We start from the raw sequence: 19,032 nt of genomic DNA, 5'->3' as shown, positions 1-19,032 counted from the left end.
GTACGGCCTGGGCCATCGCAGCTACTCGATGACGTACCGCTGCATCATGTCGTTGTCCTCGTGCTCAAGGATGTGGCAGTGCCAGACGTATTCGCCTTTGAAGGATGAGCCGATGGCCAGCGGAGCTCCCCCGGCCGCCGCGGCACCAAACGGGACCACGATCCGGGTCACCTCGCCTGGCATCGCCACGACGGTGTCCTTCCATCCCCGTTCATTGGCTGGAGCGCCAGCCGGACGGCGGGCCAGGAACGGCCCCACCGGCACCGCATATCCGCGCCCCGGCGCCACCAGGCCGGTGGCAGGGTCAACGTAGCCTGTGGCAGCGAGGTACCCGTCGACGTCGAACCGCTGCCGGCCGAGGACCTGGAACTGGGTGAAATGCAGATGGATCGGGTGGGCGTCTTCGGTGGTGTTGATGAGTTCCCATTGTTCCAGGCTGTCGGACCGCACCCTGGTGATGTCCGGGCTCTTGAACGTCCGGTTGTTGAGGAGAGCCATGATAGGGACGCCGGCTCCGTTGAGGACCTCCACGAGGGGCATGTACCGCGTGGCTGCAGGGGCCACGTCGGCCAGCTTTGTGAGTGGTTGTGCACGCAGGTGGCCGGGCAGGGGCGTGGTGTAGCCCTGCTGGCTCAGCACGGTGAAGCGCATGATCTGCCGTAGCGGGGACCCGCCCGGCGGGACAGCTACGGGCCCGTTCGGGAAGGGGGTGCGCGCATTGTTGGTCAGTGTCACTGCGGAGCCGGCCGGGAGCCCGGCAAAGTCGACCACGATGTCTGCCCGCTCGCCCGGGCCGAGGACCAGCTTGTTGAGCCTGACGGGACGGTCCAGCAGGCCGCCGTCGGATCCTATCTGGTGGAAGACGATTGCCGTGGCGTCTACGACGAACTTGAGGTCATAGAACCTGGCATTGGAGCCGTTGTACACGCGGAAGCGGTATTTTCCCCGTGCCACGTCAAGGTTCGGCCAGCACTTCCCGTTAACCGTGGCGATGTCGCCGAAGAACTCCGGCGCCCAGGGACGGGGTGTGCCGTCGGGCGCGGTCAGTTCGTCATTGGGAGGATAGGCGAAGGAACCGTCCGGGTTGAACATCCGGTCCTGGATGATCAGCGGCACTTCGTACGGCGGCGGGGGAAGGTGCGTGCCGTCACCGGTATCTATGCCGGTTCCACCGGGCGTGTCCCGGAGCAGGTAACCCCCGGCCAGTCCGGCGTAAACATTGAGCCTTGTGAGGCCAAGGGCATGGTCGTGGTACCACAACCCGGCCGCGTCCTGGTTGTTGTCGTAGTGGTAGGTATAGGAAGTACCCGGGAGGAAGGTCTGTTCCGGGCCGCCATCGGACTCCGGGCTGGTATTGCCGCCATGAAGGTGGACCGATGTCCTGGGATAGTGCGCATCGTTGCTGCCGGCCGGCACCAGTTCAGTGTCGATGGCAAACGCAAGGGGGTGGATTTGGATGGCATTGTGCACGGTGAGGTTGAAGCCGGTTCCCCGCGCGGCAATAATCACCGGGCCCAGGTACGTCTGGGATGAACCGGCGGCCTGATAGGCCAGGGTGTCCGTCAGCCCCAGCTCGGGGTGGAAACTGTGGCGGGCGTTGCGCATCCACAACTCCGTACTGCCGCCGCCCCTCATATCAATGACGCCCAGTTCTGCCAGGGTGGGAAGTTGTTCCGTGAACATGCCCGGCAGGCCCGAAGGACCTGCCGCTATCCGGGCGGCCGCGGGGTGGACTCCGGCCAGCACTCCGGCTCCCGCCAGCGCACCGGCCTGGAGGAGCTGCCTTCTTGTTAACTGCACCATGGACCCCAAATCTCTCAGTGGCTGGCCCCTGATGAAAGTGTAGGAAGGAGTGCAAAAGGGAGGTAGGGCCGGAAGGCCCGCTGCCTGCAACCTGGCCGAACGTGTGAGGTCACGGTGCGGCCAGGTGGGCCCACGGGCGCAGGGTGCCCTGGCCGAACGTGTGAGGTCACGGTGCGGCCGGGTGGGCCCACGGGCGCAGGGTGCCCTGGCCGAACGTGTGAGGTCACGGTGCGGCCAGGTGGGCCCACGGGCGCAGGGTGCCCTGGCCGAACGTGTGAGGTCAGGGTGCGGCCGGGTGGGCCCACGGGCGCAGGGTGCCCTGGCCGAACGTGTGAGGTCAGGGTGCGGCCGGGTGGGCCCACGGGCGCAGGGTGCCCTGGCCGAACGTGTGAGGTCAGGGTGCGGCCGGGTGGGCCCACGGGCGCAGGGTGCCCTGGCCGAACGTGTGAGGTCAGGGTGCGGCCGGGTGGGCCCACGGGCGCAGGGTGCCCTGGCCGAACGTGTGAGGTCAGGGTGCGGCCGGGTGGGCCCACGGGCGCAGGGTGCCCTGGCCGAACGTGTGAGGTCAGGGTGCGGCCGGGTGGGCCCACGGGCGCAGGGTGCCCTGGCCGAACGTGTGAGGTCAGGGTGCGGCCGGGTGGGCCCACGGGCGCAGGGTGCCCTGGCCGAACGTGTGAGGTCAGGGTGCGGCCGGGTGGGCCCACGGGCGCAGGGTGCCCTGGCCGAACGTGTGAGGTCAGGGTGCGGCCGGGTGGGCCCACGGGCGCAGGGTGCCCTGGCCGAACGTGTGAGGTCAGGGTGCGGCCGGGTGGGCCCACGGGCGCAGGGTGCCCTGGCCGAACGTGTGAGGTCAGGGTGCGGCCGGGTGGGCCCACGGGCGCAGGGTGCCCTGGCCGAACGTGTGAGGTCAGGGTGCGGCCGGGTGGGCCCACGGGCGCAGGGTGCCCTGGCCGAACGTGTGAGGTCAGGGTGCGGCCGGGTGGGCCCACGGGCGCAGGGTGCCCTGGCCGAACGTGTGAGGTCAGGGTGCGGCCGGGTGGGCCCACGGGCGCAGGGTGCCCTGGCCGAACGTGTGAGGTCAGGGTGCGGCCGGGTGGGCCCACGGGCGCAGGGTGCCCTGGCCGAACGTGTGAGGTCAGGGTGCGGCCGGGTGGGCCCACGGGCGCAGGGTGCCCTGGCCGAACGTGTGAGGTCAGGGTGCGGCCGGGTGGGCCCACGGGCGCAGGGTGCCCTGGCCGAACGTGTGAGGTCAGGGTGCGGCCGGGTGGGCCCACGGGCGCAGGGTGCCCTGGCCGAACGTGTGAGGTCAGGGTGCGGCCGGGTGGGCCCACGGGCGCAGGGTGCCCTGGCCGAACGTGTGAGGTCAGGGTGCGGCCGGGTGGGCCCACGGGCGCAGGGTGCCCTGGCCGAACGTGTGAGGTCAGGGTGCGGCCGGGGAATGTCAGCGCGCGCCGCTAGGGTTGGACGCATGGCAACAAAGACTTCCCGGGCCTCCAAGGCGCCCGCTTACAAATGCGCCGAATGCGGCTGGACCACGGCTAAGTGGGTGGGCCGGTGCGGCGAGTGCCAGGCGTGGGGCACCGTGGAGGAAACCGGCACCGCTGTGGCGCGTACGACGGCGGCCGCAACAGTTGTGGAGCCGGCGCGCCGGATCGCGGAGGTGGACGCCACCACGGCAGCTTTCCTGCCCACCGGCGTGGACGAGTTGGACCGGGTGCTGGGCGGCGGCCTGGTTCCTGGCGCCGTCATCCTGCTCGCGGGAGAACCCGGCGTCGGCAAGTCCACGCTGCTGCTGGATGTGGCGGCCAAGTTCGCCCGTACGGCGCAGGACGTGCTGTACGTGACGGGCGAGGAGTCGGCAGCGCAGGTGAAGCTGCGCGCCGAGCGGATCGACGCCGTGGCCGAGTCCCTGTACCTGTCCGCGGAGACGGACCTGGGCCAGGCGCTGGGGCAGGTGGAGAAGATCGAGCCGCGGCTGCTGATCGTGGACTCGGTCCAGACCCTCAGCAGTGCCGATGTTGACGGTAGCGCCGGCGGCGTCTCCCAGGTCCGCGAAGTGGCTGCGTCCATTATTGCTGCCGCAAAACGCAGAAACATGACAACGCTGCTGGTGGGCCATGTCACCAAGGACGGCTCCATCGCCGGGCCGCGGCTGCTGGAGCACCTCGTGGACGTGGTCTGCCAGTTCGAGGGAGAACGCCATTCCCGGCTGCGGCTGCTGCGGGCTGTCAAGAACCGCTACGGCCCCACGGACGACGTCGGCTGCTTTGACCTGAATGAGAACGGCATCGAAGGCCTTGCCGATCCCAGCGGCCTGTTCGTCAGCCGCACCAAGGAACCGGTTTCGGGCACCTGCATCACGGTGACGATGGAAGGCAGGCGTCCCCTGCTGGCGGAGGTGCAGTCGCTGCTCGCCGAAAGCCCCAACTCGCAGCCGCGGCGGGCCACCAGCGGCCTGGACAGTTCCCGGGTCTCGATGCTGCTGGCTGTCCTGCAGCAGCGCGCCGGAACGCTGCTGCACAAGGATGACTCCTACGTGGCCACGGTGGGCGGCGTGAAGCTCAGCGAACCCGCCACGGACCTCGCTGTAGCCCTTGCGGTGGCATCCGCCAAGGCCCGCAAGCCGTTGCCTATCCGACTCATAGCCTTCGGCGAGGTGGGCCTGGCCGGTGAGGTCCGCCCGGTCCCGGGAATCAACCAACGGATACAGGAGGCGCACCGGCTTGGCTTCACCCACGCTGTGGTTCCCGCCAGCCACGCCGGCCCGGGCCCCATTCCCGCCGGTTTCTCCGTCCGGGAAGTGGAACACCTGACGGAGGCCCTTAGCCTGCTGATCGGCTAGCTGCAGATTATGTTCAAGTGCTAGCCGTGGGGTGACAACGAATCCAGGTCGTCCCGGTGGGAGCTGAAAAACCAGCTGGAAACATCGCTGCGCAGCACCAGGAGGGGGCCGCCGGTAGCGCTGACGTTTCCAGTGAGCACGTAATACCCGCGGCCCGAGCCGGAACCCCCGGCAGCGCGGTCCAGGGCCTCAACCAGGTGCTTCGGCAGGTGGCCCTGCGGGCCAAGGATGCGAAGCTCTTCACGTTCTTCCGGCGTAAGCCGTCCCAAAACCTCAGCAATGTTGGCCATGACGGATCCCTTCGAGCAGAGTGTCTGAAGGAATAACCTAAAGCAGCGCCGTTAACTGCAGATTAACGCTGGACGGCGGTTTGGGACCAACTGCAAGCCACACGCACCACGGAGGTCACGATGCCGGTTCTCAGCGCCGGAATCCTGCTGTACAGGCGGCCGGATCCCGCCGCCCTGGAGGTCTGGATCGCCCATATGGGCGGCCCCTTCTGGGCCCGCAAGGACGCCCACGCCTGGTCCATTCCAAAAGGCGAATTCAGCGAAGGGGAGGACCCCCTGGCAGCGGGCCTGCGGGAGTTTGCCGAGGAGATGGGCGCGCCCGCACCGGATGCGGAGTACCGGGAACTCGGCAGGTTCCGGCAGCCTTCAGGCAAGGTCATCACTGTTTTCGCCGCGGAGCAGGACTTCCGCCCCGAAGTGATCGAAAGCAACACCTTCCCGCTCGAATGGCCCAAGGGCTCAGGCCGGATCCAGCACTACCCGGAAATTGACGATGCCCGCTGGTTCCCCGAACAGGAGGCCCGGCTGAAGCTGGTGAAGGGCCAACTCCCCGTCCTGGACGCCCTCAAGGAACTCGTCCGGTAAGGGACATACGTCAGGCCGGTGGCCCTTGGGGTCACCGGCCTTGTCCGCACCGCCGGGAGAAGGCCCGTCAGGCCGCGTACTCCCGCTGCTGCCCGGCATCCGCTGGGGCAACCTTGGTGACGGCAATGTCATCGCCGGAAAACACCATGGTCCGCCCGGCCCCATCATTCCTGATCAGCCAAAAGACGGTGCGGTCAGCGTCGATCATGTCGATGGTTCCCGACATCAGTGCACCACCCGCCGTGCGCACCTCCACGTGGTCGTCCCTGCACAATTTGGACCAGTCGGGGACGGGGGCGGCTACCGGGACCGGTCCCCGGCGGAGCGGTTTGTGCTTGTACATCTTGCTTCCCTTCGGGCCTAGAAATGGCCGCCGTCGGCCTTCACGGCCAGGACCGGCCGGTCGGCCTGCATCAGGATCTGCTGTGCGTGGCTGCCCAGGATGAACTTGCCCACCTGGGTGCGGTGCCGCAACCCGATGACGATGAGCGACGCGTCCACTTCCCGGGCGACGTCGAGGAACTCGTCGGCCAGATCGTGCTGGTAGGGCGGCTGGATGACAGTTGCCGTTACTCCGACGTCGGCGGCCCGTTTGGCGGCCTGGGCCAGGACGTCCTCGGTGGCCACTGATTTATCCACCAGGGCGCCCTGGCGGGCGGAGTTCACAATGAACAGGTCCTGCTGGCGGAGCTGCGCTTCGGCGATGCCGGCTGTGAGGGCGGCCTCCCCTGCCGGGGTGGGGACGAATCCGACGATGATGCTCATACCTTCTCCTTGATCGTGTGGGCTTCGCCCTGGGTAGCGGCGCCGGCGGACGGCGCCGTGCCTTTGCGTTTGGCGATGGCGGCGCGGATGGCGGGCAGTACGGCCACCAGGACGAAAACCACCAGCAGGGTGGCTGAAATGGGGCGTCCGAAGAAGCCCGACGGGTCACCGCCAAAGACCAGCAGGGAGCGGCGCATTGAGCTTTCGAGCAGTTCACCGAGCACGAAGGCCAGCACCAGGGGACCCGGTTCGAAGCCGAACTTTTTCATGAGGTAGCCGATGATGCCGAAGACGACCACGAGCGAGACGTCGAACATGCTGTTGTTGATGGTGTAGGCGCCCAACAGCGTGATGAGTGCAGTGACAGGCGCCAGGATGGCGGCCCGGACGCGGAGGATCTTCACGAAGATCCCCACCAGCGGCAGGCTCATGATGAGGAGCAGGATGTTGCCGATGTACATGGAGTTCACCACGCCCCAGAAGAGCTCGGGGTTTTGTTCCACGAGTTGCGGACCGGGAGTAACGCCCTGGATCAGCAGCGCACCGAACATCAGTGCCATGGTGGCGTTGGCCGGGATCCCCAGCGTCAGCAGCGGGATAAACGACGACGTCGCTGCCGCGTTGTTGGCGGTTTCCGGCCCTGCCACACCCTCGGGGGCGCCCTTGCCGAACCGTTCCGGCTGCTTGGCGCGCTTCTTTTCCATGGCATACGAGGCCATCGAAGCAATCGTGGCGCCACCGCCGGGAAGGATACCGAGGAAGAAGCCCAGCACCGATCCGCGGCCGATGGCTCCGGACGCCTGCTTGAGGTCGTTGCGCGAGGGCCAGACATTCGTGACCTTCGACGGCGCCTTGGCCGCCCGGTGCCGCTCCTCAAGGTTGTAGAGGATCTCGCCGAGGCCGAAGATGCCCATCGCAATGGGCACGAAGTCGATGCCATCGGCGAGTTGCAGGCTGCCGAACGTGAACCGGCTTTCGCCGGTGAAGATGTCCCGGCCCACGGTAGCGAGCAGCAGTCCCAGCGCCGCGGCGATGAGGGCCTTGGCTTTCGCACCGTTGCTGATGGTGGCTACCAGTAGGATGCCCAGCAATGCCAGGGCCGTGTACTCGGGCGGACCAAAGTCCAGCGCGAAACTGGCAACCAGCGGGGCGAGGAAAGTCAGGCCGATGATGGCCGCCGTGCCACCGACGAAGGAACCGATGGATGCCAGGCCGAGGGCGGTGCCGGCCCGTCCCTGCTTGGCCATTTGGTAACCGTCAAAGACCGTCACTACCGAGGAGGCTTCGCCGGGGAGCCGCAGGAGCACCGAGGTGATGGTGCCGCCGTATTGTGCGCCGTAAAAGATGCCGGCCAGCATGATGATGGCCGTGACGGGTTCCACGTTGTACGTGAGCGGAAGAAGGATGGCGATGGTTGCCGCGGGCCCCAGGCCGGGCAGCACGCCGATCAGCATGCCGATCACGACGCCGATCAGGCAGTAAAGGAGGTTGGTCGGCTCCAGGACAACCGCAAATCCGTTGATAACGGGATTCAGAAAATCCACGTAGGTCTCCTAGAAAAGGTGGGGAATGGAGGTGTTGAGTGCCAGGACGAAGATGCCGTAAAAAGCAATGACGACGCCCGCGCTGACCACAAGGGTGGAGCGCCAGGTTTCCCCGCCCAGGAAGCGCATCCAGATGATGCACAGGACCAGGGCCGGCAGCTCGAAACCGATCAGCGGCATCAGGGCCACCATGGCGGCGAGGGTCACCAGGCCGGTCAGCGGCGCGGCGGACATCCGCGTGAACTTCTCCGCATCGCGGTTGTGCCGGCCGGCGATCAGCTGGAACAGCCCGAGGGCCACCATGACGCCGCTGATGATGAACGGCCAGAGGCCAGGCTGCGGCTTCTCCGGAGTGCCCAGCCCCATGGCAATGGAGAGGACCACCGCGCCAATGCCCACACCGATGACCACCAGTGAGGAGGCCGCGTTTGCGAGGGCACCGGCCGCGGGCGGCTTTTCTTCCTCCCACTGGGCCGCAAGCTGCTCGGGTGTGAGGTCATCCAGGACTTCCCCGGGGAGGCTGTGGGGGGCGTCCCCGCTGGAGGCGGCAGTCGCGCTGCTGCCTCCGGCGGGTACTGCGGGTGTTCCTGTCACAGGGATCACTTATTTCCGCTCAGGCTGATGTCGTACTTCTCCACCAGTTCCTTGTACTTCGCTGCGTATTCCTTCCAGTCAGTCACAACTTCCTCGCCGGAAATCTCCTTCGGGGTCAGCGAGTTCTTCGTGTTGAATTCCTTGTAGGCGTCCGACTTGAATGACTCCTGGAACGCGGCGAGCAGCTTGTCCTTGACCTCCTGCGGGGTGCCCTTCGGGGCGGCCACTGCGCGGTACTGGGCGACCGGGACGTCGTAGCCGGCTTCCTTTGCGGTGGGCGTGTCAGGAAGGAAGCTGGTGCGGTCCTCCGAGAAGACCAGGAGCGGCGACACCTTTCCGGCCTGGATCTGCGGCATCGCTTCGCCAAGCTGGATGGTGGCGAGCTCAACCTGGTTGCCGAGAACTGCCGTCAGGGCCGGCTTGCCGCTGTCAAAGGGAATGTCGGTGCCCTGGACGCTGGCCTGCTTGAAGAGAACCGTCTGGGCCAGCTGGCTTCCGGTGCCGACGCCGGTGGTGCCGAAGGTGACGTTGCGGCCGGCGCCGGTGACGTCCTTGAACGTCTTGAATCCGGACTGGGAGCTGGCCACGAGGACGTAGTCGTCCTGCGACAGGCCGGCAATGACGTCCAGGTCATCGATGTTGACGGCTTCGTCAGCCGAGACAGCCAGGGGCGTGATGGTGATCAGCGAGGCATTCAGCAGTACCAGCTCCTGCCCGTCGGCGGGCTTGCCCGCAACTTCCTTCGTGGCCAGGGCGCCGTTGGCGCCCGGCTTGTTGACCACGGGCATCGGCTGGCCAAGGGTCTTGGCAGCGCCCTCGGCCAGGGCGCGGGCGATCAGGTCGGTGCTGCCTCCGGCCGCCTGGCCGACCGAGAGGTTGACGGGACCGGAGGGGTATTTGGACGTGTTGGCAGCACCACCGGCGACGTTGCCGCATGCTGTCAGTGCGAGCAGGGTGATTGCCGAAGCCGTTCCGAGGACGGCGCGGCGGGTCGGGAAGTGCATCATTGGAACTCCTAGTTCGCGTGGGCTGCGAAAGCCCTGATCATCTGTGAAGCGGGTCACCCCGTTTTCGCTTTGTCGAGTGTAGGGAGCCATTATGATGCTTGTCTAAGCCCAAATCAGCATCATTTGATACCCGGAAGGCATCATGTTTACTTTCGACCAGTTGGCCGGATTCATCGCCGTGGCCGAGGAACTGCATTTCGGCCGGGCCGCCGAGCGCCTGAACATGACCCAGCCGCCACTGAGCCGACAGATCCAGAAACTGGAAAAGATCATCGGGGCGGAACTGCTGGAGCGCGACAACAGGAAAGTCCAGCTGACGTCCGCCGGGCAGGCGTTCCTGGATGAGGCCCGGCGCCTGATGGCCCTGGCCGAACGGGCTCCGGTGACCGCCCGCCGCATCGCGTCAGGGCGCTCCGGCATCCTTCGCATCGGCTTCACCGCGGCCAGCGGCTTCAGCATCCTGGGGCCGCTGCTCGAAGAGCTCGCGGGAATCATCCCGGAAGTGGACATCGACCTTCAGGAACTGGTGACGGGAGATCAGCTCAGCGGCCTGCTGACCGGAGAGCTCGACCTTGGCCTGGCCCGTCCACCATTCGACAAGGAGACCTTCGATTCCCACCTGCTGTACCGGGAGTCCCTGGTCATGGCGGCCCCCACCGGACATCCGTTGACGCTGCTGGGCCGGGACATCATCCCGGAGGACTTCAAAGACGAACCCCTGATCATGCATTCACCCACCCAGGCCCGCTACTTCTACGACCTCGTGGTGCGGATGCTGCCGATCCGGCACGCCAATGTTGTGCATACCGTCAGCCAGATCCTCACCATGGTGTCGCTGGTTTCGGCCAACCGGGGAGTGGCCTTCGTGCCCCATTCCGCCACCCTGCTGGGCATCAAGGGTGTGGAGTTCCTGCCACTTGCAGTGGGCGAAGGTGAACAGGTGGAACTGCATGCACTCTGGAACCGCAGGATCACCAACCCTGCACTGTTACGCCTCCTGCGGGACCTGGAGTTCTCGATGGAGTAGCTTCCCGGACCCGCACGGCTTCATGCCCCCAAGGTATCAATACATATAAAAATGCACTTAGACAGGCATCAGCGCCGCTCCTAGTCTGGAAAGGAATCATCAGCGCGCCGCCGAATGGCGCACTTACCGGAGGACCACACCGTGGCAAAGCATTCACCCCAGGAACTGGCGGACATTCTCAAGGAAGGCCTGCTGTCCTTCCCCGTGACCTCATTCGACGCCGGGCTGCAGTTCGATGAGGAAAACTACCGCAAGCACCTGGCGTGGCAGGCGAGCTTCCCGGTTGCCGGCCTCTTCGCCGCCGGCGGCACAGGCGAAGGCTTTTCGCTGACGCCGGCGGAGTCCGCCCATGTAGTCCGCACTGCCGTGGAGGAAGTGGGCGGCCGCGTTCCTGTGCTCGCCTCCGCCGGCGGGTCCACTGCCCAGGCCATCGAGAACGCGAAGGCCGCCGAAGCTGCCGGTGCCGAAGGCATCCTCCTGTTGCCCCCGTACCTGACCGAAGCGGACCAGGCCGGCCTGGTTGAGCACGTCAGCGCAGTGTGCCGTGCCTCGTCCCTGGGCGTCATCATCTACAACCGGGCCAACGCCATCTACAAGGACACCACGGTGGCCACGCTGGCTGACCGGCACGAAAACCTCATCGGCTTCAAGGACGGCGTGGGAGACCTCGAGCACGACGCCCGCGTCTACGCCAAACTCGGCGACCGGCTCTTCTACCTCGGCGGCCTGCCCACCGCCGAAACCTTCGCGCTTCCCCTGCTGCAGCTCGGCATGAGCACCTACTCCAGCGCCATGTACAACTTCGTCCCGCAGTTCGCCCTGGACTTCTACCAGGACGTGCGCAACAACGACCGCGTGGCCGTCAACAAGAAGCTCAATGACTTTGTGATCCCGTACCTGGACATCCGCGACCGCGTCAAGGGATACTCCGTGTCCATCGTCAAGGCGGGGCTCGACGCCATCGGCCGCTCCGCAGGCCCGGTCCGCCCGCCATTGCAGAACCTTGCGGAGCAGGATTTCGCGGACCTCAAAGCCCTCATCGCCACCGTCTCCTAAGCCACCGTCTCCTGAGCCACCGTCTCCTGAACAACCGTCTCCTGATCCACTCCCCCACTAGGAGGAACCATCGTGACCCTCACCGGACACTCCCTGATCGCCGGACAGCCCGTCATTGGCGAAGGGAAAACAGCCTTCGGCTTCAATCCCGCCACCAATGAACAGCTCGATCCCGCCTACTCCCTGATTACAGGGGACCAGCTCGCGGAGGCCACCGCCGCCGCGGCCGCCGCCTACCCATCCTTCTCCACCCTGGACCCGGAAATCCACGCCGCTTTCCTGGAGACCATCGCGGACAACATTGAGGCCATTGGCGAGGAACTGATCATCCGCGCCGGCCAGGAAACAGGCCTGCCCGCGGCGCGGCTGACCGGCGAACGCGCCCGCACCACCGGCCAGCTGCGGCTCTTCGCGGCGGTCGTCCGCCAGGGCGACTTCCGCGGCGTCCGCGTGGACCCGGCCCTGCCCGAACGCACTCCCCTGCCCCGGGCGGACATCCGCCAGCGCCAGATCCCGCTCGGCCCCGTCGCGGTCTTCGGCGCCAGCAACTTCCCGCTGGCCTTCTCGACGGCGGGCGGAGACACCGCCTCGGCCCTCGCCGCCGGCTGCCCCGTAGTCTTCAAGGCGCACAACGCCCACCCCGGCACGGGTGAACTTGTTGGCCAGGCCGTGGTCAAAGCGGTCAAGGACTGCGGCCTCCACCCCGGAGTCTTTTCCCTGGTTTACGGCCCGGGCAGCAGCATTGGCCAGGCCCTCGTGGCAGACCCTGCCATCAAGGCCGTGGGTTTCACCGGCTCACAAAGTGCCGGCATCGCACTGATGCGCACCGCTGCCGCACGCCGCGAGCCCATCCCGGTATACGCGGAGATGTCATCGCTGAACCCTGTGTTCGTGTTCCCGGGCGCCCTGAACGGCTCCGCCGAACAAATTGATGCCCTGGCGCAGCAGTATGTCACCGCCGTCACCGGCAGTTCCGGCCAGCTGTGCACCTCCCCCGGCCTGCTGTTCGCCCCCGAAGGTGAACCGGGCGATAAACTCGCTGCCGCCGTCGGCCGCGCTGTATCTGCCTGCGCAGGCCAGACGATGCTCACCGAAGGCATCGCCGGCTCATGGAATGCCGGCACCGAAGCACTGGGCAGCGCAGCAGGCGTGGACCTCATCGGCCAGGGCCTCGCGGGGGCGACCAAGAACGCCCCGGCGCCCACCATCTTCGGCACCCAGGTCAAAGAGTTCGTGTCCAACTCCGTCCTCCATGAGGAGATCTTCGGCGCCGCCAGCCTCGTCATCCGCTACGGATCCGTGGAAGAACTCATCGCGGCCGCCAACCGGCTCGAAGGACAGCTCACCGCGTCCCTGCAGCTCACCGAAGAGGACTACCCGACGGCGGCCCCCCTGATTCCTGCCCTCGAGCAGAAAGTGGGGCGCATCATCGTCAACGGCTGGCCCACCGGCGTGGAAGTAGGCCACGCCATGGTCCACGGCGGCCCCTTCCCCGCTACCTCCGACTCCCGCACCACCTCGGTGGGAACCCTCGCCATCAACCGCTTCCTCCGCCCCGTCGCCTACCAGAACCTGCCCCAGGAATTGCTGCCCGTCCCGCTGCAGGACGCCAACCCCTGGCACCTCAACCGTCGGATCGACGGCGACGTAGTTCCCGCTGCGGAGAAGGCCGAGGTAGGAGCATGAGCAACCAGCCCACCATCTCCCGCATCGAAGTAGTGCCGGTAGCGGGCCATGACAGCATGCTGATGAACCTCAGCGGCGCGCACGGCCCCTTCTTCACCCGAAACATCGTCATCATCACCGACTCGGACGGCCGCACCGGCCTGGGCGAGGTCCCCGGCGGCGAGAAGATCCGCACCACCATCGAGGAAGCCGGCGCCCTGATCAGCGGCCAGCCGGTGGCCAGGTACCGCTCGCTGCTGCGGGAGGTCGCCGCCGAGTTCGCCGACCGCGACGCCGGAGGCCGTGGCCTGCAGACCTTCGACCTGCGCACCACGGTGCACGCCGTGACCGCCGTCGAGTCCGCACTGCTGGACCTGCACGGCCAGTTCCTCGGCGTACCGGTAGCGGAACTGCTTGGTGACGGGCAGCAGCGCAGCTCTGTGCCCATGCTCGGTTACCTGTTCTTCGTCGGCGACCACGCCCGCACTGACATGCCCTACCTCGTGGAGGACGCCCCGGCTGACCGGTGGGAAAAACTCCGGCGCCAGGAAGCAATGACGCCGGACGCCGTCGTCGCACTGGCCGAAGCGGCCCAGGAACGGTACGGTTTCAGCGACTTCAAGCTCAAGGGCGGTGTGCTGTCCGGCGACGATGAGGTGGACGTTGTCACGGCCCTCGCCAAGCGCTTCCCCGACGCCAGGGTAACCCTCGATCCGAACGGCGGCTGGCTCCTGGATGAAGCCATCCGGCTGGGCAAGCGCATGCAGGGCGTAGTGGCCTACGCGGAGGACCCCTGTGGCGCCGAAGGCCGCTTCTCCGGCCGGGAGGTCATGACGGAGTTCCGCAGGGCCACCGGGCTGAAGACGGCCACCAACATGATCGCCACCGACTGGCGCGAGATGTCGCACGCCATCCGCAGCAACGCCGTCGACATTCCGCTGGCCGATCCGCACTTCTGGACCATGCACGGCTCGGTCCGCGTGGCGCAGATGTGCCACGAGTTCGGCCTCACCTGGGGTTCGCACTCGAACAACCACTTCGACATCTCGCTGGCAATGTTCACCCACACGGGCGCTGCGGCTCCGGGCGAGATCACGGCGCTGGACACGCACTGGATCTGGCAGGACGGCCAGGGTCTTACCAGGGAACCGCTGCAGATCAAGGGCGGCGCCATCGAAGTTCCGGACGCCCCCGGCCTCGGCATCGAACTGGACCGCGAGGCCTTGGACAAGGCCCACCAGCTGTACCTTGCGCACGGCCTTGACGCGCGTGACGACAGCGTCGGCATGCAGTACTACATCGACGGTTGGTCCTTCGATCCGAAGCGGCCCTGCCTCGTTCGGTAGCAGCCGTCCGGTAAAGTAGTGGGGTCGCTGTGATGGGCCCCACTACTTTACCTGTGGCCCGCAGCCGGTCTGCGTTATCTACCCCCAAAGGAAACATTCAATGATGTCTGTGGACAATGCTGTCGCGGACGTGGCCTCGGCCACGAAGAAATTCTTCAAGCGCGTGTTGCCGATCATGCTGGTCATGCTGGTCTGCAACCAGCTGAACCGGTCAAACATTGGCTACGCGCAGGACCACCTCCAGGCAGACGTTGGCATCGGTGCCGCCGCCTACGGATTCGGTGCCGGGCTGTTCTTTATCGCCTACGCAATTTTTGAGGTTCCCAGCAATGTGATGATGGAGAAGTACGGCGCCAAGGTCTGGCTGACCAGGATCATGGTCAGCTGGGGCGCCGTTTCCTTCCTGATGGCGTTTGTGCAGAACGAAACCATGTTCTACGTCCTGCGCTTCCTGCTGGGCGCCGCGGAAGCGGGCTTCTTCCCCGCCGTCATCTTCTACTTCGCCCGCTGGGTTCCGGCGGGCCAGCGTGGCAAGGCCACAGCGGTCTTCATCGCCGGCTCGTCCATTGCCGCCGCCATTTCCGGACCCATCGCCGGGATGCTGCTCAGCCTCCACGGCGCCCTTGGCCTGCGCGGCTGGCAGTGGCTCTTCGGCTTCGAAGGCATTCTGTCCGTCGTCGTCGGCATCACCGTGTTCTTCCTCCTGGACGCCAGAATCAAGGACGCCAAGTGGCTCACCGTCTCCGAAAAGGACGCCCTGTCCCAGGCCATCGCCGATGAGGACGCCCAGCACGCCACGACCGACGGCGGAAGGATCAACCGCTGGAAGATGCTCCTGAACCCGCAGATCCTGCTGCTGTGCGGCATCTACTTCTCGGTGCAGCTGTCCATCTATGCAAATACGTTCTGGCTCCCGAGCATCATCAAACAGATTCCCGGCACCACCGACCTCACTGTCGGATTCCTCTCCTCGATCCCGTGGATCTGCGCCGTGTTCGCCATGTACTTTGCGGCCAAGTGGCAGGACAAGGCCAAGTCCAAGCGCCCGCTGCTGGTGGCCGCGCTCCTGGTCGCCGCAATCGGCACGTTGGCGGCCGCGGTCGCGTCCCCCGTTATGGCCCTGGTGTTCCTGGCCATCGCCGCCATGGGCTTCAAGAGCGCTTCCCCGCTGTTCTGGACCATCCCGCAGTCGGGGCTGCACCCCCTGGTCCTGGCCCCGGCGATTGCCATCATCAACTCGCTGGGAAACCTGGGCGGGTTCGTGGCTCCGTTCGGCTTCGGCATCATCAAGGAGCAGACCGGAAGTGTCATCCCTGGCCTCTTCGCCCTTGCTGCCGCGTCCACCATCGCCGCCGGCCTGGTGTACTTCCTGAAGGAAGGGCGCAGTGAAACGGAGCCGGCCGCCGAGGCCCAGGACCGCAGCGTCGAGGCTCCGGTCCCCAGCCGGGCCTAGCTGATGAAGCGATTGCGCCGCGATCGCCGGAACGGTGCCGGGACGTTGGAAATTTCCGGCGTCGCGGCACCGTTCCGGCGATCCGGGCGCAAACCGCCCCTGGCCCGGTTGCTATGAGCCCGTGATCACCAGGGCAACGCTGTGCCCGCCGAAACCGAAGGCATTCACCAAGCCGGCCGAGGGAGTACCTGGCTGAAGATGGCGGACGTCTTCGGTGACGACGTTAAGCTGCACTTCGGGGTCCACAGCCTCCACGTTGAGGGTCCCCGGCAGCATTCCGGTCCGCAGGGCTTCCACCACCACGACGGCGGCCAGCGCCCCCGCGCCGCCCAGCAGGTGGCCGGTATGCCCCTTGGTGGAAGTCACCGGGATGCCGGCGCCGAAGATGGCGTTGATGGCCTGGCCCTCAAGCTTGTCTCCCACAGGGGTGGACGTGGCGTGGGCGTGCACAAAGCCGATATCTTCGGCGGCCAAACCCGCGGATTCAAGGGCCTTCTGCATGACCCGGCGCTGCATGGCAGGATCGGCGGCAACAATGTCGTTCGCGTCGGAGGTCACCGATCCCCCGGCCACTGCCCCCAGCACCGCTGCGCCCCGGGCGCGGGCGTGCTCTTCGCTCTCGAGCACCACCACGCCGGCGCCCTCCGCGAGCACAAAGCCGTCCCGGCCGCCGTCGAACGGCCGCGATGCCCGCTGCGGATCCTCATTGCGGGTGGACAGAGCCCGGATCTGGGAGAAGCCGGTGATTACGAGGTCGTTGACTGAAGCGTCAACGCCGCCGGCAATCACGACGTCGGCCGCACCGGAGCGGATCATCTCGGCTGCCTGGACAATCGCCTCTGCCCCGGAGGCGCACGCGCTGACCGGCGTCCGGGCGCCACCGCGGGCACCGAGATCGATGGACACCCAAGCCGCCGGGCCATTGACCATCAGGCGGGTGAGGGTGTGCGGCGAGACCTTGCGCGGGCCGGATTCGGCAAGGGTCCGGTCCTGTTCCAGCGTAGAGCCCAGCCCGCCGTAGGCTGAGCCGATCACCACGGCGAAGCGCTCCGGATCAACTTCGGGGGCGCCGGCCTGCTTCCAGGCTTCCCGTGCAGCGATCAGCGCCAACTGCCCGCAGCGGTCCATGCGCTTCATCTCGCGGGTACTGAGGTGCCCGGAGAGGTCCGCGGTGACCTGGCCTGCCATCTTCACCGGCAGCTGTTCCGCCCACTCGGCCTCGAGCGGTGCAATGCCGGACGTACCCGACACCAGGGCGGACCAGGTTTCGGGCACGGAGGATCCGAGAGGGTTGACGGTGCCGACGCCGGTAATGAGCGCGCGGGGGTTTCCTGCAGACATAAGGCCCTACTTTGCTGGGTTGTGCGTGCCGATGGGCACCAGGGTGAGGTCGGGATGGTTCTTTTCGATCCTGCGCAGTGCCCAGACATCGTTGAACAGGGCCAGGTATTCGCCGTCGGACCGCAAAAGCACCTCGGCGCCCGGTACGTTGGCCAGGGCGGGCATGGCATCCGCCGTCGAAATCCTCGCCAGGGAGTAGGGCAGCCGTTCCAGCCGCATGGGGGCGCTGAAGTCGTGCGCCATGCGGTCCTCCACCACCTCGAACTGCATGGGGCCGACGGCGGCAAGCACCGGAGCCTGGTCACCGCGGAGGTCGGAGCGGAGCAGCTGGATGACGCCCTCGTGCTCGAGCTGTTCAATACCGCGGCGGAACTGCTTGAACTTGCTGGGGTCCTTGGACCGGGCCACCTGGAAGTGCTCAGGGGCGAACAGCGGGATGGCCGGGTATTCCACTGCTTCTTCCAGGAACAGGCTGTCGCCCACGCGCAGCGAGGAAGCGTTGACCAGGCCCACCACGTCCCCGGGGTACGCCTCGTCGATGACTTCGCGTTCGCGGCCGAACACCTGCTGCGCATACTTCGTGGCAAAGGACTTGCCGGTGCGGGTCTGGGTGACCACCATGCCGCGTTCAAAGACGCCGGAGCAGACACGGATGAAGGCCACGTGGTCCCGGTGGGCCTTGTTCATTCCTGCCTGGACCTTGAAGACGAAGCCGGAGAAGGGGGACTCAACCGGGCGGGGGTTGCCGTCGATATCCGGGCGGGACGCTGCGGGCGGGGCGAAGTCCACCAGCGCATCCAGCAGTTCCTTGACGCCGAAATTGAGCGCGGCGGAGCTGAACAGGATGGGCGTGGCCTTGCCGGCGTGGAAGGCCTCGACATCGAACTCAAGGTTGGACTCGATCACCAGCCCGGCCTCGTCCACTGCGTCGGACCAGTTGCTGCCCTGGGTTTCGGCTGCTTCCTCCGGCGTGAAGTATTCGGTGATGGCGATCTGCGCACCGGCGTTGTTGCGCTGGAAGCGGGCAAAGCGGTCGTTGCGCAGGTCCCACACTCCGCGGAAGTCGCCGGAGATGCCCACGGCCCAGGTCAGGGGCATCGGCTGCAGGCCGGTGCGCTCGGTGATTTCGTCCATCAGGGCCAGCGCGTCCAGGCCGGGGCGGTCCCACTTGTTGATGACCGTGATGATGGGCAGGTTGCGCTGCTTGCAGACCTCGAACAGCTTCATGGTCTGGGTTTCCAGGCCCTTGGCGGCGTCCACCAGCATCACGGCGCAGTCGACGGCGGCGAGCACGCGGTAGGTGTCCTCGGAGAAGTCGGCGTGGCCGGGGGTGTCCAGGAGGTTGATGACGGTGTCCCGGTAGGAGAACTGCAGCGCCGCCGAGCTGATGGAGATGCCGCGGTCCTTCTCCATCTGCATCCAGTCCGAGACGGTTTCCTTGCGGTTGGCCTTGCCGCTGGAGGCACCGGCAGTGCCGATCACCTTGGCATGCAGGGCAAGCGCTTCAGTGAGCGTGGACTTGCCGGCGTCCGGGTGGGAAATGACAGCAAAGGTCCTGCGTCGGCCTGCCTCTTTGTGAATCTCCGAGATCCGGGCGGGGGTGAGGACATCTTGGGACACGGTGCTACTTTCGCTGCGGGGGACTGCCCAGGCGCCTTGTAGGCACTGCGCGCCGGGGGCGCTGCGGCCCGGGCCGGGAACGGACTGGCGGAAA

Annotated in this window: 16 protein-coding genes; 7 read left to right on the top strand and 9 right to left on the bottom strand. The window is 66.6% G+C overall.

All coding sequences use genetic code 11. The features are described from left to right. Positions 1-21: 21 nt before the first annotated feature. Complete coding sequence (locus tag FBY31_RS15570; protein ID WP_142042898.1) at positions 22-1,803, bottom strand: multicopper oxidase family protein; 1,782 nt, start codon at positions 1,801-1,803, stop codon at positions 22-24. Positions 1,804-3,271: 1,468 nt separating this feature from the next. On the opposite strand from FBY31_RS15570, the gene radA reads away from it, so the two are divergent. After that, positions 3,272-4,645, top strand: a complete 1,374-nt coding sequence (radA, locus tag FBY31_RS15565) for a DNA repair protein RadA (protein WP_142042895.1) — start codon at positions 3,272-3,274, stop codon at positions 4,643-4,645. Between the two features lie 20 nt (positions 4,646-4,665). Here radA and FBY31_RS15560 read toward each other — a convergent pair whose 3' ends face one another. Then, on the bottom strand, positions 4,666-4,935 hold the full coding sequence (locus FBY31_RS15560) for a hypothetical protein (protein WP_142042892.1): 270 nt from the start codon (positions 4,933-4,935) through the stop codon (positions 4,666-4,668). Positions 4,936-5,055: 120 nt separating this feature from the next. On the opposite strand from FBY31_RS15560, the gene FBY31_RS15555 reads away from it, so the two are divergent. After that, on the top strand, positions 5,056-5,520 hold the full coding sequence (locus tag FBY31_RS15555; protein WP_142042889.1) for an NUDIX domain-containing protein: 465 nt from the start codon (positions 5,056-5,058) through the stop codon (positions 5,518-5,520). A gap of 67 nt (positions 5,521-5,587) precedes the next feature. Here FBY31_RS15555 and FBY31_RS15550 read toward each other — a convergent pair whose 3' ends face one another. From FBY31_RS15550 to FBY31_RS15530, 5 genes are read right to left on the bottom strand one after another with little or no spacing between them, the layout of a single operon-like run. After that, positions 5,588-5,863, bottom strand: a complete 276-nt coding sequence (locus FBY31_RS15550; RefSeq protein ID WP_142042886.1) for a hypothetical protein — start codon at positions 5,861-5,863, stop codon at positions 5,588-5,590. Between the two features lie 17 nt (positions 5,864-5,880). Continuing rightward, positions 5,881-6,285 (bottom strand): universal stress protein, encoded by a 405-nt coding sequence (locus FBY31_RS15545; protein WP_142042883.1) that lies wholly within the window; start codon positions 6,283-6,285, stop codon positions 5,881-5,883. Continuing rightward, the gene (locus FBY31_RS15540; RefSeq protein ID WP_142042880.1) at positions 6,282-7,829 is read right to left on the bottom strand and encodes a tripartite tricarboxylate transporter permease; all 1,548 of its coding nucleotides are present in this window, start codon (positions 7,827-7,829) and stop codon (positions 6,282-6,284) included. The genes FBY31_RS15545 and FBY31_RS15540 overlap by 4 nt, the downstream gene beginning before the upstream one ends. A gap of 9 nt (positions 7,830-7,838) precedes the next feature. After that, positions 7,839-8,423 carry a tripartite tricarboxylate transporter TctB family protein gene (locus FBY31_RS15535; RefSeq protein WP_142045431.1) on the bottom strand — a complete coding sequence of 195 codons (585 nt, stop codon included), beginning with the start codon at positions 8,421-8,423 and terminating at the stop codon, positions 7,839-7,841. A 5-nt stretch (positions 8,424-8,428) separates the two neighbouring features. Continuing rightward, entirely contained in the window at positions 8,429-9,430 is a 1,002-nt protein-coding gene (locus FBY31_RS15530) for a Bug family tripartite tricarboxylate transporter substrate binding protein (RefSeq protein ID WP_142042877.1), read from the bottom strand. A gap of 142 nt (positions 9,431-9,572) precedes the next feature. Here FBY31_RS15530 and FBY31_RS15525 point away from each other — a divergent pair, with 142 nt between their 5' ends. The 5 genes from FBY31_RS15525 (at position 9,573) to FBY31_RS15505 (ending at position 15,977) form a co-directional block, all read left to right on the top strand. Continuing rightward, entirely contained in the window at positions 9,573-10,457 is an 885-nt protein-coding gene (locus tag FBY31_RS15525) for a LysR family transcriptional regulator (protein WP_142042874.1), read from the top strand. A 141-nt stretch (positions 10,458-10,598) separates the two neighbouring features. Beyond that, positions 10,599-11,513, top strand: coding sequence for a 5-dehydro-4-deoxyglucarate dehydratase (gene kdgD, locus FBY31_RS15520; RefSeq protein ID WP_142042871.1), 915 nt, complete (start codon positions 10,599-10,601; stop codon positions 11,511-11,513). A 72-nt stretch (positions 11,514-11,585) separates the two neighbouring features. Continuing rightward, positions 11,586-13,199: an aldehyde dehydrogenase (NADP(+)) gene (locus FBY31_RS15515; RefSeq protein ID WP_142042868.1), complete on the top strand. Its 1,614-nt coding sequence runs from the start codon at positions 11,586-11,588 to the stop codon at positions 13,197-13,199. Beyond that, positions 13,196-14,524, top strand: a complete 1,329-nt coding sequence (locus FBY31_RS15510; RefSeq protein WP_142042865.1) for an enolase C-terminal domain-like protein — start codon at positions 13,196-13,198, stop codon at positions 14,522-14,524. The genes FBY31_RS15515 and FBY31_RS15510 overlap by 4 nt, the downstream gene beginning before the upstream one ends. Before the next feature lie 100 nt (positions 14,525-14,624). Next, the gene (locus FBY31_RS15505; RefSeq protein ID WP_142042862.1) at positions 14,625-15,977 is read left to right on the top strand and encodes an MFS transporter; all 1,353 of its coding nucleotides are present in this window, start codon (positions 14,625-14,627) and stop codon (positions 15,975-15,977) included. A 111-nt stretch (positions 15,978-16,088) separates the two neighbouring features. Here the strand turns inward: FBY31_RS15505 and FBY31_RS15500 are convergent, their stop codons facing one another. Continuing rightward, entirely contained in the window at positions 16,089-17,318 is a 1,230-nt protein-coding gene (locus tag FBY31_RS15500; protein WP_142042859.1) for a beta-ketoacyl-[acyl-carrier-protein] synthase family protein, read from the bottom strand. 6 nt (positions 17,319-17,324) lie between these two features. After that, on the bottom strand, positions 17,325-18,938 hold the full coding sequence (locus FBY31_RS15495) for a peptide chain release factor 3 (protein WP_142042856.1): 1,614 nt from the start codon (positions 18,936-18,938) through the stop codon (positions 17,325-17,327). Positions 18,939-19,032 lie beyond the last annotated feature (94 nt).

Source organism: Arthrobacter sp. SLBN-100, from assembly GCF_006715305.1.
Classification (GTDB): Bacteria; Actinomycetota; Actinomycetes; order Actinomycetales; family Micrococcaceae; genus Arthrobacter.
Note: the sequence above shows the minus strand (reverse complement) of the source record. Positions and strands in the feature narration are given on the sequence as shown.

Coding starts and splice junctions, on each gene's coding strand:
- FBY31_RS15570 (WP_142042898.1), bottom strand. CDS start 1,803: ATGGTGCAGTTAACAAGAAGGCAGCTCCTCCAGGCCGGTGCGCTGGCG.
- radA (WP_142042895.1), top strand. CDS start 3,272: ATGGCAACAAAGACTTCCCGGGCCTCCAAGGCGCCCGCTTACAAATGC.
- FBY31_RS15560 (WP_142042892.1), bottom strand. CDS start 4,935: ATGGCCAACATTGCTGAGGTTTTGGGACGGCTTACGCCGGAAGAACGT.
- FBY31_RS15555 (WP_142042889.1), top strand. CDS start 5,056: ATGCCGGTTCTCAGCGCCGGAATCCTGCTGTACAGGCGGCCGGATCCC.
- FBY31_RS15550 (WP_142042886.1), bottom strand. CDS start 5,863: ATGTACAAGCACAAACCGCTCCGCCGGGGACCGGTCCCGGTAGCCGCC.
- FBY31_RS15545 (WP_142042883.1), bottom strand. CDS start 6,285: ATGAGCATCATCGTCGGATTCGTCCCCACCCCGGCAGGGGAGGCCGCC.
- FBY31_RS15530 (WP_142042877.1), bottom strand. CDS start 9,430: ATGATGCACTTCCCGACCCGCCGCGCCGTCCTCGGAACGGCTTCGGCA.
- FBY31_RS15525 (WP_142042874.1), top strand. CDS start 9,573: ATGTTTACTTTCGACCAGTTGGCCGGATTCATCGCCGTGGCCGAGGAA.
- FBY31_RS15510 (WP_142042865.1), top strand. CDS start 13,196: ATGAGCAACCAGCCCACCATCTCCCGCATCGAAGTAGTGCCGGTAGCG.
- FBY31_RS15505 (WP_142042862.1), top strand. CDS start 14,625: ATGATGTCTGTGGACAATGCTGTCGCGGACGTGGCCTCGGCCACGAAG.
- FBY31_RS15500 (WP_142042859.1), bottom strand. CDS start 17,318: ATGTCTGCAGGAAACCCCCGCGCGCTCATTACCGGCGTCGGCACCGTC.